13 protein-coding genes are annotated in these 14,307 nt (G+C 71.4%); 4 read left to right on the top strand and 9 right to left on the bottom strand.

The genetic code is table 11. The features are described from left to right. Positions 1-85 precede the first annotated feature (85 nt). The 4 genes from AAC134_RS19480 to AAC134_RS19495 form a co-directional block, all read right to left on the bottom strand. The gene (locus AAC134_RS19480) at positions 86-886 is read right to left on the bottom strand and encodes an NAD(P)-dependent oxidoreductase (protein ID WP_339950797.1); all 801 of its coding nucleotides are present in this window, start codon (positions 884-886) and stop codon (positions 86-88) included. Positions 887-890: 4 nt separating this feature from the next. Continuing rightward, positions 891-2,174 carry a TRAP transporter large permease gene (locus AAC134_RS19485; RefSeq protein ID WP_339950798.1) on the bottom strand — a complete coding sequence of 428 codons (1,284 nt, stop codon included), beginning with the start codon at positions 2,172-2,174 and terminating at the stop codon, positions 891-893. Next, positions 2,165-2,794: a TRAP transporter small permease gene (locus tag AAC134_RS19490; RefSeq protein WP_339950799.1), complete on the bottom strand. Its 630-nt coding sequence runs from the start codon at positions 2,792-2,794 to the stop codon at positions 2,165-2,167. The genes AAC134_RS19485 and AAC134_RS19490 overlap by 10 nt, the downstream gene beginning before the upstream one ends. A 73-nt stretch (positions 2,795-2,867) precedes the next feature. Then, positions 2,868-3,857, bottom strand: coding sequence for a TRAP transporter substrate-binding protein (locus AAC134_RS19495; RefSeq protein WP_339950800.1), 990 nt, complete (start codon positions 3,855-3,857; stop codon positions 2,868-2,870). 403 nt (positions 3,858-4,260) lie between these two features. Between AAC134_RS19495 and AAC134_RS19500 the strand changes: the two genes are divergently transcribed. From AAC134_RS19500 to AAC134_RS19515, 4 genes are all read left to right on the top strand, one after another. Then, the gene (locus AAC134_RS19500; RefSeq protein WP_339950801.1) at positions 4,261-5,016 is read left to right on the top strand and encodes a FadR/GntR family transcriptional regulator; all 756 of its coding nucleotides are present in this window, start codon (positions 4,261-4,263) and stop codon (positions 5,014-5,016) included. 61 nt (positions 5,017-5,077) lie between these two features. Beyond that, on the top strand, positions 5,078-5,992 hold the full coding sequence (gene kdgD / locus AAC134_RS19505; RefSeq protein WP_339950802.1) for a 5-dehydro-4-deoxyglucarate dehydratase: 915 nt from the start codon (positions 5,078-5,080) through the stop codon (positions 5,990-5,992). A 1-nt stretch (position 5,993) separates the two neighbouring features. Further along, positions 5,994-7,127 carry a mandelate racemase/muconate lactonizing enzyme family protein gene (locus AAC134_RS19510; protein WP_339950803.1) on the top strand — a complete coding sequence of 378 codons (1,134 nt, stop codon included), beginning with the start codon at positions 5,994-5,996 and terminating at the stop codon, positions 7,125-7,127. Positions 7,128-7,129: 2 nt separating this feature from the next. Then, a complete protein-coding gene (locus tag AAC134_RS19515; protein WP_339950804.1) occupies positions 7,130-7,981 on the top strand; it encodes an amidohydrolase family protein in 852 nt (283 codons plus the stop codon). 369 nt (positions 7,982-8,350) lie between these two features. Here AAC134_RS19515 and AAC134_RS19520 read toward each other — a convergent pair whose 3' ends face one another. From AAC134_RS19520 to AAC134_RS19540, 5 genes are read right to left on the bottom strand one after another with little or no spacing between them, the layout of a single operon-like run. Further along, entirely contained in the window at positions 8,351-8,569 is a 219-nt protein-coding gene (locus tag AAC134_RS19520) for a formate dehydrogenase subunit delta (protein ID WP_339950805.1), read from the bottom strand. Then, a complete protein-coding gene (locus AAC134_RS19525; RefSeq protein ID WP_339950806.1) occupies positions 8,566-9,399 on the bottom strand; it encodes a formate dehydrogenase accessory sulfurtransferase FdhD in 834 nt (277 codons plus the stop codon). Before AAC134_RS19525 ends, AAC134_RS19520 begins: the two co-directional genes overlap by 4 nt. Next, complete coding sequence (gene fdhF, locus AAC134_RS19530; RefSeq protein WP_339950807.1) at positions 9,399-12,248, bottom strand: formate dehydrogenase subunit alpha; 2,850 nt, start codon at positions 12,246-12,248, stop codon at positions 9,399-9,401. Before fdhF ends, AAC134_RS19525 begins: the two co-directional genes overlap by 1 nt. Positions 12,249-12,258: 10 nt before the next feature. Then, positions 12,259-13,791 carry an NADH-ubiquinone oxidoreductase-F iron-sulfur binding region domain-containing protein gene (locus tag AAC134_RS19535; protein ID WP_339950822.1) on the bottom strand — a complete coding sequence of 511 codons (1,533 nt, stop codon included), beginning with the start codon at positions 13,789-13,791 and terminating at the stop codon, positions 12,259-12,261. Beyond that, a complete protein-coding gene (locus AAC134_RS19540) occupies positions 13,791-14,282 on the bottom strand; it encodes an NAD(P)H-dependent oxidoreductase subunit E (protein WP_339950808.1) in 492 nt (163 codons plus the stop codon). The genes AAC134_RS19535 and AAC134_RS19540 overlap by 1 nt, the downstream gene beginning before the upstream one ends. Positions 14,283-14,307: the final 25 nt, after the last annotated feature.

Genomic DNA, 14,307 nt, shown 5'->3' on the forward strand with positions numbered 1-14,307 from the left:
CAGGGCGCCTGTCGTCCGCTTCTTCAACAAGCGGACGACAGGCGCCCTGCGGGCGGGCTTGGCTGCGTCGCGTCTGGGGTCCGCGTCAGTCCTCGAAGTGCCCCGCCGCCGCGAACCCGCCGCCCTGGAAGCGGTTCACCGGGTCGTCGCGCGACGGCGGCTCCATCGCCGCGTCGAGCTTGGCGCGGAACGGCTCGGCCGAGTCCTTTGGGACCCAGCCGACGTAGCCGGCGCCCGAATTGTCCCACCATTGCTCCGCGTTCGCCGAGGCCCCGTAGATCACCGGACAGCCCAGCCGCGGCGCGCGGAACACCGCCTCGCACAGGCCCACGAAATCGTCGGGACTCAGCCAGGTCGCCAGCATCCGGTGGTCGCGCGGCTCGGGGAAGCACGAGCCGATGCGCACCCGCGCCGTCTCGATCCCGAACTTGTCCCAGTAGAGCATCGCCACCGCCTCCCCGAACACCTTGGAGACGCCGTAGAGGCTGTCGGGCGCGAACGGGCTGTCGGCGTCCAGCTTTCGCTCGCGCGGGTGAAAGCCGATGGCATGGTTCGAGGAGGCGAACAGGATCCGCTTCACCCCCGCCTTCCGGGCCGCCTCATACAGATGATAGAGCCCCGTGAGGTTGCCGTTGGAGATCTCGGCGAAAGTCCGCTCGACCGAGACGCCGCCCAGGTGGAGGATCGCGTCGCAGCCCTCGACCACCTCCCGCACCCGGGCGAAGTCGCCCAGATCGCACTCCATCACCTCCTCGCCCGGGCCCGCTGGCGCCATGCCGCCGAGGTCCGACAGGCGCACGACCTCGGCGAGGCCCCCCAGACGCTCGCGCGCCAGTCGGCCCAGGTTTCCGGCGGCTCCGGTGATCAGCAGGCGCTTCAGCTTCATCCGCTCACTCCAGCAACAGGTTCGGCAGCCCCAGCGAGATCGCCGGCACGTAGGTCACCAGCATCAAAGCCGCGAAGACCGCCAGGTAGAAGGGAAAGATCGTGCGCACCGCCTGCTCGATCTTGATGCCGCCGATCACGCAGCCCACGAACAGGCACGCCCCCACCGGCGGCGTGCACAGCCCCAGCCCGAGGTTCATCATCATCATGATCCCGAACTGGATCGGGTCCATCCCGATCCCCGTCGCCACCGGCAGGAAGATCGGCGTGCAGATCAGGATCAGCGCGGCCATGTCCATCACCATGCCCAGCGCCAGCAGGATCAGGTTCAGGATCAGAAGGATCACGATGGGGTTCTGCGAGATCCCCATCAGCAGGTCGGTCAGCTGCTCGGGCACCCGATACAGCGCCAGCATGTAGGCAAACGCCGAGGCGCAGCCGACCAGGATCATCACCAGCGCCGTGGTCCTCACCGCGCTGACCACCGCCGCGCGAAAATTCGTCCAGGTCAGCTCGCGATACACCAGCCCCGTGATCACCAGCGCGTAGATCGCCCCGAAGGCGCCCGACTCGGTCACGGTCAGCACGCCCGAGAGCACGCCGCCCACGATGATCACCGCGGTCATCAGCCCGGGCAGCGATTCCGCAAAGCTCCAGGCCAGCGCCCGCCAGCCGGGGAACGGCTCGGCCGGATAGCCCCGCCGCACGGCCACCCAGTAGGCCGCCGCCATCAGGCACAGGCACATCAGGATCCCCGGCCCGATGCCCGCCAGGAACAGGTTCGAGACCGAGATCCCGCCCCCCGCCGCCACCGCGAACAGGATCATGTTGTGCGAGGGCGGGATCACGATCCCCGCGATGGACGAGGTCACTGTCACGTTCACCGCGTAGTCGGCGTCGTAGCCCTTCTCCTTCATCACCGGCATCAGGATCGAGCCCAGCGCCGAGGTGTCGGCCACCGCAGACCCCGAGATCCCCCCGAACAGCATCGAGGAGGCGACGTTCACCACCCCCAGCCCGCCGCGCACCGAGCCGACCGCGGCAGCCGCCAGCGTCACCAGCCGGCGCGCGATGCCGCCGTGCAGCATCAGCTCGCCCGCAAAGATGAAGAACGGGATCGCCAGCAGCGAGAACGTGGACACCCCCGAGAGCATCCGCTGGAAGGCCACGAACAGCGGCAGCCCCTCGTAGGCGAAGCAGGCGATGGCGGCGAGCCCGATGGCGAAGGCCACCGGCGCGCCCGCGATCAGCCCCAGCGCGAAGACGCCGAACAGAAGCGTCAGTCCCATGGCAGGCTCCGGGTGGGGGCGACGGCGCGCTGCGCCAGACGCACCGCGGCGAAGATCAGCCCCAGAACGCCGAAGGCGACCAGGGCGGCGTAGCGCCAGGCCTCGGGAAGGCCCAGCATCGGGATCTCTCGGGAAAGGTTGGTCTGCACCAGCTTCCAGCCCTGCCAGCTCATCAGCGCGCAGAAGATCACCACCATCACGTCGGCCAGCACGCGCAGCACGGCGCGCGGGACGGGGGGCAGGCTTTCGCGGATGAAGTCGATCGACAGGTGGCTTTCGTCCCGCACGCCGATGGCCGCGCCCAGGAAGGTGATCCAGGCGATCAGCAGGATCGCCATCTGCTCGATCCAAGTCGGCGTGTCGTTGAGGATGTAGCGGCCGAACACCAGCCAGCCCATCAGCAGCACCAGCGTCACGATCTGCACGCCGGCGACGACCATGCACGCCCTGGCGAGCCAGCCCAGCGCCCGGTCGAGCCCCGGGAACGGCGGCGCGATCAGGTCGGCCCGGGGCGCGGTCAGCTCCGGGATCTCGCCGAAGACGCCCTCGCCCCCGGCCCCCTCCGGGGGGCGCGCGGCGGCGGGCGCGTCGGGATCGGGGAAGGAGGGGCCGGCGCTCATGCCCGGCCCCCCTCTCGGCGCGCGCGGGACGCGCAGGCGGATCGCCCTGCGCCCCCCTGCCCGTCCCCGCGCCTCACTTCACGGCCTTGATGTCGTCGATCCAGGACTTCAGGTCCGGGTTCTTCTCGATGAAGCCCGCGTAGACCGGGTCCATCGCCGACTGGAAGGCGGCCTTGTCGTCGACCTCGTTGATCTCGGCGCCGGCCTCGCGGACCTTGGCGAGGCTCGCGGTCTCGCGCTCGGCCCACAGCTCGCGCTGCATCTGCGCGGCCTCGACGGCGGCCTGCTTCACGGCCTCCTGGTCCTCGGCCGACAGCGCCTCCCACGAGGCGGTCGAGACGCACAGGCACTCGGGGATGATCAGGTGCTCGGTGATCGAGTAGTAGCCGGCGACCTCGTAGTGGTTGGTCGATTCGTAGGAGGGATAGTTGTTCTCCGCCCCGTCGATCACCCCGGTCTTGAGCGACTGGTAGACCTCGCCGAAGGCCATCGGGGTGGCGTTGCCGCCCAGCGCGCCGATCATGTCGACGTAGAGCTGGTTGTTCATCACCCGGACCTTCATCCCCTGCACGTCGGCGGGGGTCTTCACCGGCTTCTTGGTGTTGTAGAGGCTGCGCGCGCCGGAATCGAACCAGGCCAGCGCCACCAGCCCCTCCTCGGCCAGCGCGTCGGAGAAGCGCTGCCCGATCTCGCCGTCCATCACCTTGTGCATCTGGTCGACGGACGAGAAGATGAAGGGCAGCGACAGGATGTTGGTCGCCGGCACGATCGGGCCCATCGGACCCATGTTGAAGTTGCCGAAATCCAGCGCGCCGTTGCGGGTCTGCTCGATGGCGTCGGGCTGATCGCCCAGCACGGCGTTGTGGTAGACGGTCGGCGTCACCCGCCCGTCGGTCGCCTCGGCCACCTTTTCGGCGAAGGCGTCCAGAGCGATGCCGTTGGGATAGGTCGGCGGATGGATGTTCCAGCCGCGCCAGTCCTCGGCCGCCACCGGCGCGGCGGCGAGCGCGGTCAGCGCGGCGAGCGCGGCGGCGCCCAACTTCAGGCTCGAGATGCGGGTCATGTCGTCCTCCCGGGTTCGGCGGCCCTTGCTCCCTGGCCGCCCTGTTTCGACGGCCCGCGGGTCTGGGCCGCCCTGTGTTCGACGGTCCGCGGTCCGTGACCGCCGGTTCCGGCGGGTCGCGGTCCGCGGCCGCGCGTTTGCGCGGCCCGTGCTCCCTGGCCGCCCTGGCGCGTGTTCCTTGGCAGCCTGACCCTGCCAATTCATATGATGACTTGTCAACACGAGATATGACGTTGCCCCTTGCATTCGGATCGGGGGCGAGGGACCCTTGCCCGCGACCGCCGCCGCAGGGCCGGCCATCGATTGCGATTCAGAACCGGATCGCCGATACCAGCCCCGCGCGTCTGCGCCTGCCCGGATCGCGCGGGCCCGTCCCGACCCTCGCGGGGAAAGTGAGACCTCGATGACATCGCCCAGCCGCAGCCCGACCCGCGCCCCAGGCCGCAAGAGCCTGACCGCCGGCGTGATCGAGGCGCTGCGGGCCGAGATCCTCTCGGGCGCCCTGACGCCGGGCGACAAGCTGCCGACCGAGCCGGCCCTGATCTCGCGTTTCGGCGTCTCGCGCACGGTGATCCGCGAGGCCGTCGCCGAGCTTCGCGCCGACCGCCTGGTCGAAAGCCGCCACGGCGTCGGCGTCTTCGTGCTGGCCCGTCCCGACCCCGAGCCCGCCGGCATCCCCCTGCCCGCGTTCTCCAAGATTTCCGATATGATCGAGGAACTTGAGCTTCGCGCGGCGGTCGAGATCGAAGCCGCCGGCCTCGCCGCCCAACGCGCCTCGCCCGCCCAGGAGGCGGAGATCGAGGACAGCCACCGCCGCTTTGCCGCCCAGGTGCGCCAGAGGCTGGCCAGCGCCGAGGCCGACTACGCCTTCCACATCGCCATCGCCCGCGCGACCAACAACCCGCGGTTCGAGGCGTTCCTCTCCCAGCTCGGCCGCCGCACGATCCCGCGCGAGCAGTTGCGCGAGTCGCTTGGCGCCCCGCCCCCGGCCCCCGACCTCGCGCGGCTGGAGTCCGAGCATCGCAAGGTGGCCGAGGCCATCTCCCGCCACGACCCCGCCACCGCCCGCGCGGCGATGCGCGCCCACCTGCTCGGCTCGGCCGACCGCTACCGCTCGCTGGCCCGGCTTGCGGCGGCGGCAGAGCGCGGGGAGGCTTGACCGGGCCGGATAGTCATCATATGACTTGCTCCGTTCCCAGTCGATCACGCCGGAGCGCGCCATGACCCCCGCCCTCTCCCCCGCGGAGCTGAAGACCCGGATCGCCTCCGGCCTGCTGTCGTTCCCGGTGACCCATTTCGACGCCGAGTTGGGCCTCGATCTCGACTCCTACGCCCGCCACGTCGACTGGCTGTCGGGCTTCCCCGCCGCCGCGCTGTTCGCCGCCGGCGGCACGGGGGAGTTCTTCTCGCTGACCACGGCCGAAATCGGCCGCGTCGTCCGCGCCGCCAAGGAGGCCTCGGGCGCCACCCCGATCATCTCGGGCTGCGGCTACGGCACCGGGATGGCGAAGGAAATCGTGCGCGAGGCCGAGACCGCCGGCGCCGACGGCATCCTCCTGCTGCCCCACTACCTGATGCGCGTCCCGCAGGAAGGGCTGTTCCAGCACATCCGGGCGGTCTGCGCCTCGACCGGGCTGGGCGTCATCGTCTACAACCGCGACAACTCGATCTGCACGACCGAGACGATCCAGCGGCTGGCCGACGCCTGCCCCAACCTGATCGGCTTCAAGGACGGCTCCGGCGACATTGGTCTCGTGCGCGAGATCACCCGCACGCTCGGCGACCGCCTGTCCTATATCGGCGGCATGCCCACCCACGAGCTGTTCGCGCAGGCCTATGACGGGGCCGGCGTCTCGACCTATTCCTCGGCCGTGTTCAACTTCGTCCCCGGCATGGCGATCGATTTCTACGAGGCGCTGCGGGCCGGCGACTCGGCGAAGATGGGCGCGCTGCTGGACGGGTTCTTCTTCCCGTTCGCGAAGATCCGCGACCGGCAGCCGGGCTACGCGGTGTCCCTGATCAAGGCCGGCGTGGCCGCCATGGGCTACGGCTCGGGCCCCGCGCGCCCGCCGCTGACCACGCCCTCGGCCGAGGAGACGGCGATGCTCAAGGCCCTGATCGAAAAGGTCTCCTGAGATGCGGATCGCGGCGATCCACGCCCACGTCCTGCGCCACGACCTGGACCAGCATTTCCAGAGCGCGTTCTCCACCTTCACGACGCGCTGGGCCTGCCTGGTGGAAGTGGTCTGCGACGACGGCACGGTGGGCTGGGGCGAGTGCCTCGGCCCCGCCGGCCCCAACGCCGCCCTGGTGCGCGCCATGGCGCCCCTGGCGGTCGGCCGCGACCCTCGCGACATCGAGCCGATCTGGACCGAGATCTACTCCCAGTTCCGCGACCAGGGACAGCGCGGCGCCACGATGACCGCGCAGAGCGGCATCGACATCGCGCTGTGGGACGTGGCGGGCAAGGCGCTCGGCGTCCCCGTCCACCGCCTGCTGGGCGGCGCCTACCGCGCCGAGGTTCCCTGCTACGCCACCGGCGGCTTCCGCCCCGTGGGCCGCGACCGCGACGAGGCGCTGGCCGAGGAGCTGACCGGCTACGCCGAGGCCGGCTTCGGCGCGGTGAAGATCAAGATCGGCTACGGGGTCGCCGCCGACGCCGCCTCGATCCGCCTGGCCCGCCAGGTCCTGGGCCCCGACATCGCCCTGATGATCGACGCCAACCACGGCTATGACGCCATCGAGGCGATCCGGCTCGGCCGCGCCGTGGCCGACCAGGACATCGCCTGGTTCGAGGAGCCGGTGGTCCCCGAGCTTCTCGACGCCTACGCCGAGATCCGCGCCCGCCAGCCGATCCCTGTCGCGGGCGGCGAGACCTGGCACGGCCGCGCCGGCTTTGCCGAGGCCATCGCCAGGCGCGCCGTCGACATCCTGCAGCCCGACGTCTGCGGCTGCGGCGGCGTCACCGAGATGCGCAAGATCGTCTCGCTGGCCGAGACCGCCGGCATCCGCGTCATCCCCCATGTCTGGGGCACGGGCGTGGCGCTGGCGGCCAGCCTGCAGATGCTCGCGACCCTGCCCCCCACGCCCCCGCGCCACACCGAACGCGCCCCCCTGCTGGAGTTCGACCAGACCTGGAACCCGTTCCGGCAGGAGATCCTCGCCGATCCCATCGCCCACGCCTTCGGCCGCGTGGCGATTCCGCAGGGCCCGGGGCTCGGCGTCGAGATCGACCGGGCCGCGCTCGCCCGCTACACGGTGGAGACCTGATCATGGAGCGCACGCTTTCCGGTCCGCCCCCTCGCCTGACCGCGCCCGAGGGGACCGTCGACACGCAGATGCACTGCTACCTCCCCAGCTACCCTTCGGCCCCCGGCGCCCTGCCGCTGCCCGAGGGCGAGACCGGCCCCGAGGCCTACCGCAAGGTGATGGCCTGGCTGGGGATCGCGCGGGCGGTGGTGGTGCAGGGCAACGCCCATGCCGCCGACAACGCCAACCTCTGCGCGGCGCTGGCGGCGTTCGGCCCCCTCGCCCGCGGCGTGGCGGTGATCACCCCCGCGACGACCGACGCCGAACTTGAGCGTCTGCACCACGCCGGCGTGCGCGGCGCCCGGATCATGCACCTGCCCGGCGGCGCGGTGGGGCTCAGGGCGCTCAAAGAGGTCGCCGCGATGGCTCACGCCATGGGCTGGACCCTCAACATCCAGTTCGACGGCGGCGAGATCGAGACGCACGAGGCCGCCCTCGCCGCCATCCCCGGCCGCTGGGTGCTGGACCACCACGGCAAGTTCTTCGAGGGCGCCGCGCCGGGCGACGCAAGGATCGCCGCCCTGCTGCGCCTGATCGACGGCGGCCGCGCGCACTTCAAGCTCGCCGGATGCTACGAGTCTTCGCGCAGCGGCGCCCCCGACTACGCCGACGTCTCCGCTGTGGCCCGCGCCGTGGTCGCCCATTCGCCCGAGCGCGCGATCTGGGGCACCAACTGGCCCCACAACCTGATCAAGCGGTCCGAGGACTACCCCGACGACGCCGCCCTGATGGACCTGCTCCTCGACTGGGCCCCGTCCGAGGCCGACCGCCGCCGCATCCTCGTCGACACCCCGGCCGCCCTCTACGATTTCTGAGTCTCCTCCCCGCCGCTCGCGGCGGACCTCCCCCCTTCGCCCTCGCGCGGAGGAGATTTTTTCTTGGGGCCCAGGCGCCTCGCCCCCACCCGGGCGCCGAGCGCCTGTTCTCCGGAGCCGTCCGTCGCTGATGCCGATCAGAGCGACTCGCCCGGAGCGGTCCAGGATCGCGCAGCGACCGCCGCAGGCGGCTTGTCCTTGACCGCTCCGGGCGAGTCGCTCAGGCATCAATCAGCGACGGGCGGATCCGGAGGACAGGCGCGGCCTCTGTTCTCTGGTGAGTTCGGAAGCGGCCTCCGCGTCTCCTGGCGGCCACGCCCGCCACGCCGCAAGCCCGCCCGCAGGGCGCCTCCTCTCCCCTCGCCGCCCTCAGGCGGCGACCCCGAGCGCGGTCTCCGCCCCGCGCCGCGCGAGCCCGTCCAGCCCCTCGCCCCCGGCCGAGAGATGCGCGCGCAGCCCTTCGCGCATCCGCGGGTCCCAGAACTGCCGGATGTGGTCGGCAACGCCGGCCACCGCCTCGTCCTCGGGATAGGCCTGGAAGTAGGCGGCGATCTGGTTGGCCATCCCGACCAGGTCCTGCACGTTCATGCCGATGTCTCCCCGGGGCGGCCCGCATCGGCTGGATCGAAGATCATCAGCGCCTCGCCCGCGAGCCCCGCCACCCGCAGCCCCGCCTGTCCGGCCACCCGCAGCGCCAGCGCCGAGGGCGCCGAGACCGCCGCGAGGAACGGCGCGCGCATCACGCAGGCTTTCTGCACCATCTCGACCCCGACCCGGCTCGACAGGATCACGAAGCCGGCCGAGGCGTCTCGCCCCTCCCGCGCCAGCGCGCCGGCGAGCTTGTCGAGCGCATTGTGCCGGCCCACGTCCTCGCGCACCGCCTCCACCGTCCCGTCCCAGGCGCAGTAGCCGGCGGCGTGGGTGGATCGGTTCTCGGCGCGCATCCGCTGGGCGCCGGGGAAGGCCGCGAACGCGGCCAGGACCGCGGCCGGATCGGGGACGCGGCCGCGCACCCGGGGCGGGCGCGGCAGGGCGGCGGAGATCGTCTGCGCCCCGCAGATCCCGCAGCCGGCGCGGCCGGCGAGCGTGCGGCGGCTGTCCTCGGCGGCCGCGACGCGGGCCGGGTCCAGCACCAGGTTCGCCACGATGCCGTCGGCGGCTTCCGCCAGGCGCAGCTCGCGCAGGTCGGCGGCGCGATCGACCAGCCCCTCGGACAGGGCGAAGCCGACGGCGAAGTCTTCGAGGTCCGAGGGCGTCGCCATCATCACCGCGAAGCTCTCGCCGTTGAGCAGGATCGCGACCGGCGTCTCCTCGGGCACCGCCCAGGCGGCGGCCCGCTCACCCGTCGGGCCGACCAGCCGACCGGGGGCGGCGGGAGAGACGGCGGGGTCCGAGAGGTCGAGGCGCAGGATCTCCATCACTCGGCCGGCAGCGCCACGCGGTGGTGGACGTCCTCCATCTCGCGCCGCCACTCCTGCCAGTCCGAGGGCCCGTTGGAGGGCGTCACCTGCACCGCCGTCACCTTGTATTCCGGGCAGTTGGTGGCCCAGTCGGAGTTGTCGGTGGTGATCACGTTGGCGCCCGAGATCGGGTGGTGGAAGGTGGTGTAGACCACCCCCTGGGGCATCCGCTCGGAGATCTCGGCCCGCAGCATCGTCGCCCCCGTGCGCGAGGCGACGGACACGAAATCGCCGTCGGCCACGCCCCGCTCCTCGGCGTCGTGGGGATGGATCTCGAGCACATCCTCCGCGTGCCAGCGCGAGTTCTCGGTGCGGCGCGTCTGGGCGCCGACGTTGTACTGGCTGAGGATCCGCCCCGTGGTCAGGATCAGAGGATAGCGGCGGGTGGCCCGCTCGGAGGTCGGCACGAACTCGGTCAGCATGAAGCGGCCCTTGCCGCGCACGAAACCGCCGACATGCATGATCGGGGCGCCGTCCGGGTAGGCGTCGTTGACCGGCCACTGCAGGGACGGACCCGCATCCAGACGCGCGAAGCTGACGCCCGCGAAGGACGGCGTCAGGCGCGCGATCTCGTCCATGATCTGCGAGGGGGACTCGTAGCCCATGTCGTAGCCCATGGCGCGGGCGAGGCGACAGACGGCCTCGGATTCCGACAGGCCGGACTTGGGCGCCATCACCGGGCGGACGCGGTTGATGCGCCGCTCGGCGTTGGTGAAGGTGCCGTCCTTCTCGAGGAACGAGGTTCCGGGCAGGAACACATGGGCGAAGGCCGCGGTCTCGTTGAGGAACAGGTCCTGGACCACCACGCAGTCCATCGACCGCAGCGCCTCGTGGACGTGCAGCGTGTTGGGGTCGGACTGGGCGATGTCCTCGCCCTGCACGAAGAGGCCGCGGAACGAGCCCGCCAGCGCCGCGGCGAACATGTTGGGGATGCGCAGGCCCGGCTCGTCGAGCAGCGGCACGCCCCAGTCGGCCTCGAACTCCGAGCGCGCGGCGTCGTCGGAGATGTGGCGGTAGCCCGGCAGCTCATGGGGGAACGAGCCCATGTCGCAGGAGCCCTGGACGTTGTTCTGCCCGCGCAGCGGGTTCACCCCCACGCCCTCGCGCCCGATGTTGCCCGTCGCCATCGCGAGGTTCGCCATGGCCATGACCATGGTCGAGCCCTGCGAGTGTTCGGTCACCCCCAGCCCGTAATAGATCGCGGCGTTGCCGCCCTGCGCGAACAGGCGGGCGGCCTGGCGCAGGGTCGGGGCGTCCGCACCGATGGTCTCGGCCAGCGCTTCGGGGGAGTTGCGGGGTTCGCTCACGAACGCCCGCCAGCGGGCGAAATCTTTGGCCTCGCAGCGCTCGGCGACGAAGGTCTCGTCCACCAGGCCTTCGGTCACGACCACGTGGGCGAGCGCGTTCATCACCGCCACGTTGGTTCCGGGGCGGAGCTGGACGTGGTGGGCGGCCTCGACATGGGGGGTGCGCACCAGGTCGATGCGGCGGGGGTCGAGGACGATCAGCTTCGCGCCCTCGCGCAGGCGCTTCTTCATGCGGCTGGCGAAGACGGGATGCGCGTCGGTGGGGTTGGCGCCGATCAGCAGGATCACGTCGGCGCTTTCCACCGACTTGAAGTTCTGGGTCCCGGCCGAGGTTCCAAACGTCTGCTTCAGCCCGTAACCGGTCGGCGAGTGGCAGACCCGCGCGCAAGTGTCGACGTTGTTGTTGCCGAACGCCGCGCGGATCATCTTCTGGACGACGTAGACTTCCTCGTTGGTGCAGCGCGACGAGGTGATGCCGCCGATCGAGCTCTTGCCATGCTCCGCCTGAATGGCCTTGAAGCGGGCGGCGGCAAAGGCGATGGCCTCCTCCCAGCTCACCTTGCGCCAGGGGTCGGTGATCGCGTCCCGGATCATCGGGTCGGTCTGGCGGTCCTTGTGGGTGGCGTAGCCCCAGGCGAAGCGGCCCTTCACGCAGCTGTGGCCCTCGTTGGCGCCGCCCTCCTTGGAGGGGACCATGCGGATCACCTCGTTCCCCTGCATCTCGGCGCGGAACGAGCAGCCGACGCCGCAATAGGCGCAGGTGGTGTCGACGTGGCGGGTGGGGGTCCCGTGCTCGACGACGGACTTTTCCACCAGCGTCGCCGTCGGGCAGGCCTGCACGCAGGCGCCGCAGGAGACGCAGTCCGACGAGAAGAAATCGTCGAAAGCGGCGCCGGCGGAGACGCGGCTCTCGAACCCCCGCCCCTCGATGGTCAACGCGAAGGTGCCCTGCACCTCCTCGCAGGCGCGCACGCAGCGGGAGCAGACGATGCACTTCGAGGAATCAAACTGGAAGTAGGGGTTCGAGAGGTCGATGGGCGCCGCATGGGCCTCGTCGTGGTGGTTGTCGCCCTCCATCCCGTAGCGGACCTCGCGCAGGCCCACGGCGCCGGCCATGTCCTGCAGCTCGCAATCGCCGTTGGCGCCGCAGGTCAGGCAGTCGAGCGGGTGGTCGGAGATGTAGAGCTCCATCACCCCCTTCCGCAGTTTTTCGAGCCGCGCGGACTGGGTGGTGACCCGCATCCCTTCCCGGACGGGCGTTGTGCAGGAGGCGGGCGTGCCCTTCACCCCCTCGATCTCCACCAGGCACATGCGGCAGGAGCCCCAGGACTCCAGCATGTCCGTGGCGCAGAGCTTGGGAATGTCCCGCTCGACGTGGGAGGCGGCGGCCATGACCGACGTGCCCTCGGGGACCGAGACCTGCTCGCCGTCGATCCACAGCGTGACCGTCGCGCCCTCGCGAGCCGGGGTGCCGCGGTCGATTTCCTTCATGAGGCCCATGTTGATCTCCTCACTCGGCTGCCTGGGCGGGCGCCCGGTCGAAATCCTCGGGGAACAGGCGCAGGGCCGAGAGCACCGGCATCGGCGTCAGGCCCCCCATGGCGCAGAGCGAGCCGTCGCGCATCAGCTCGCACAGGTCCTCGACCAGCACCATGTTGGCGGCGACGTTCTCGCCGCGCAGGATCTTTTCCACCGTCTCGCGGCCGCGGGTGGCGCCGACCCGGCAGGGGGTGCACTTGCCGCAGCTCTCGATCTCGCAGAATTCGAAGGCGAAGCGGGCCATGGCGCCCATGTCGACCGTGTCGTCGAAGACGGTGAGGCCGCCGTGGCCGAGCATGGCGCCCGCCTCGGCCAGCGCCTCGTAGTCCATCGGCAGGTCGAGCTGCTCGTCGCAGACATAGGCGCCGAGCGGCCCGCCGAGCTGCGCGGTGCGGAAGGGTCGGCCGGAGGCGGTCCCGCCGCCGAAGTCCTCGATCAGCTCGCGCACCGTGACGCCGAAGGCCTTCTCGATCAGCCCCCCGCGGGCGACGTTGCCGCCCAGGGTGAAGGGCTGCGTGCCGGTGGAGCGGCCCATGCCGTAGTCGCGATAATGCGCGGCGCCCTTGGCCAGGATCAGGGGGACGGCGGCGAGGGTCAGGACGTTGTTCACCACCGTCGGCTCGCCGAACAGGCCCTGGATGGCGGGGATCGGGGGCTTGGCGCGGACCACGCCGCGCCGGCCCTCGAGCGAGTTCAGCATCGAGCTTTCCTCGCCGCAGATATAGGCCCCCGCGCCCCGGCGCACCCGCAGGCGGAAGGCGCGGCCGGAGCCGCCGAGGTCCTCGCCCAGCCAGCCGGCGCGCTCCATGACCTCGATGGCCGCGGTCATGCGGGCGATGGCCTCGGGGTATTCGGAGCGGATGTAGATCCAGCCCTCGGTCGCGCCGGTCGCCAGCGCCGCGATGGCCATGCCTTCGATCAGGAGGAACGGGTCCCCCTCCATCAGCATCCGGTCGGCATAAGCGCCCGAGTCGCCCTCGTCGGCGTTGCAGCAGATGTGTTTTCGCGAGGCCGCCTGTTCGTGGACCGTCTTCCACTTGATGCCGGTCGGGAAGCCCGCGCCGCCGCGGCCGCGCAACCCGCTGTCGAGGACCTCGGCGCAGATAGCCGAGCCCTCCATGCCCAGCGCCGCGCGCAGGCCGGCGAGGCCGCCGTGGGCCTCGTATGCCGCGAGATCCAGCGGCTCGATGATGCCGCAACGGGCGAAGGTCAGGCGTTCCTGACCCGCGAACCAGGGCAGGTCCTCGGGGCGGCCAAGGCGCAGGGGGTGGGGGCCGGCCGACGGCAGGGCGTCGCGCAGGTCGGGCACGTCGGCGAGGGTCACGGGGCCGTAGGCGATGCGGCCCTGAGGCGTCTCCACCTCCACCATCGGCTCCAGCCACAGGGCGCCGCGGGAGCCGGTGCGCACGATCTGCACCGAGGGAAGGCCCGCGGCCAGCGCCGCGGCCACCTCGTCGGCGCCGACCGAGCGGGCGGCGCTGTCGTCGGGCACGTAGAGGCGGATCATCGCGCGGTCTCCGAAAGGGCGGCGTCCAGCGCCGCGTCGATGCGATCCGCCGAGGCGCGGCCCAGCAGGCGCCCGTCGACCCGAGCGGCGGGGGCCAGCGCGCAGTTGCCCAGGCAATAGACCGGCTTGATGGTCACGCCCTGGGCGCTCGTCTCGCCCAGCGCAGCGCCGCGGCGGGCGCAGACGGTGGAGATCAGGGCCTCGGCCCCCATCGCCTGACAGGATTCGCCGCGGCAGAGCTGGAGTTCCACCCGGCCCTCGGGGGCCGTTCGAAAGTCGTGGTAGAAGGTCAGCACGCCGTGGACCTCGGCGCGGCCGAGGTTCAGGGCCAGCGCGATCTCGGGAACCGCGTCCGGGGCGACGTGGCCCTCGGCCTCCTGCAGATCGTGCAGGATCTCGATCAGCGCGGCGGGGTCGTCGCCGTGGCGGGCGCAGATCTCTCGCGCCGCGGAGGCGCCCGCGAGGGGCGGCCTGGCTGGGTTCGGCATTCGGGCATCCTCCCGTCGCGCGCCG

It is taken from the genome of uncultured Albimonas sp. (assembly GCF_963977235.1).
Lineage (GTDB): Bacteria > Pseudomonadota > Alphaproteobacteria > Rhodobacterales > Rhodobacteraceae > Albimonas.

Excerpts from the sequence above, each read along its gene's own strand:
- AAC134_RS19540 (WP_339950808.1), bottom strand. The coding sequence starts at position 14,282 with ATGCCGAACCCAGCCAGGCCGCCCCTCGCGGGCGCCTCCGCGGCGCGA.
- kdgD (WP_339950802.1), top strand. The coding sequence starts at position 5,078 with ATGACCCCCGCCCTCTCCCCCGCGGAGCTGAAGACCCGGATCGCCTCC.
- AAC134_RS19490 (WP_339950799.1), bottom strand. The coding sequence starts at position 2,794 with ATGAGCGCCGGCCCCTCCTTCCCCGATCCCGACGCGCCCGCCGCCGCG.
- AAC134_RS19525 (WP_339950806.1), bottom strand. The coding sequence starts at position 9,399 with ATGGAGATCCTGCGCCTCGACCTCTCGGACCCCGCCGTCTCTCCCGCC.
- AAC134_RS19500 (WP_339950801.1), top strand. The coding sequence starts at position 4,261 with ATGACATCGCCCAGCCGCAGCCCGACCCGCGCCCCAGGCCGCAAGAGC.
- AAC134_RS19510 (WP_339950803.1), top strand. The coding sequence starts at position 5,994 with ATGCGGATCGCGGCGATCCACGCCCACGTCCTGCGCCACGACCTGGAC.
- AAC134_RS19520 (WP_339950805.1), bottom strand. The coding sequence starts at position 8,569 with ATGAACGTGCAGGACCTGGTCGGGATGGCCAACCAGATCGCCGCCTAC.
- AAC134_RS19485 (WP_339950798.1), bottom strand. The coding sequence starts at position 2,174 with ATGGGACTGACGCTTCTGTTCGGCGTCTTCGCGCTGGGGCTGATCGCG.
- fdhF (WP_339950807.1), bottom strand. The coding sequence starts at position 12,248 with ATGGGCCTCATGAAGGAAATCGACCGCGGCACCCCGGCTCGCGAGGGC.
- AAC134_RS19495 (WP_339950800.1), bottom strand. The coding sequence starts at position 3,857 with ATGACCCGCATCTCGAGCCTGAAGTTGGGCGCCGCCGCGCTCGCCGCG.
- AAC134_RS19515 (WP_339950804.1), top strand. The coding sequence starts at position 7,130 with ATGGAGCGCACGCTTTCCGGTCCGCCCCCTCGCCTGACCGCGCCCGAG.
- AAC134_RS19480 (WP_339950797.1), bottom strand. The coding sequence starts at position 886 with ATGAAGCTGAAGCGCCTGCTGATCACCGGAGCCGCCGGAAACCTGGGC.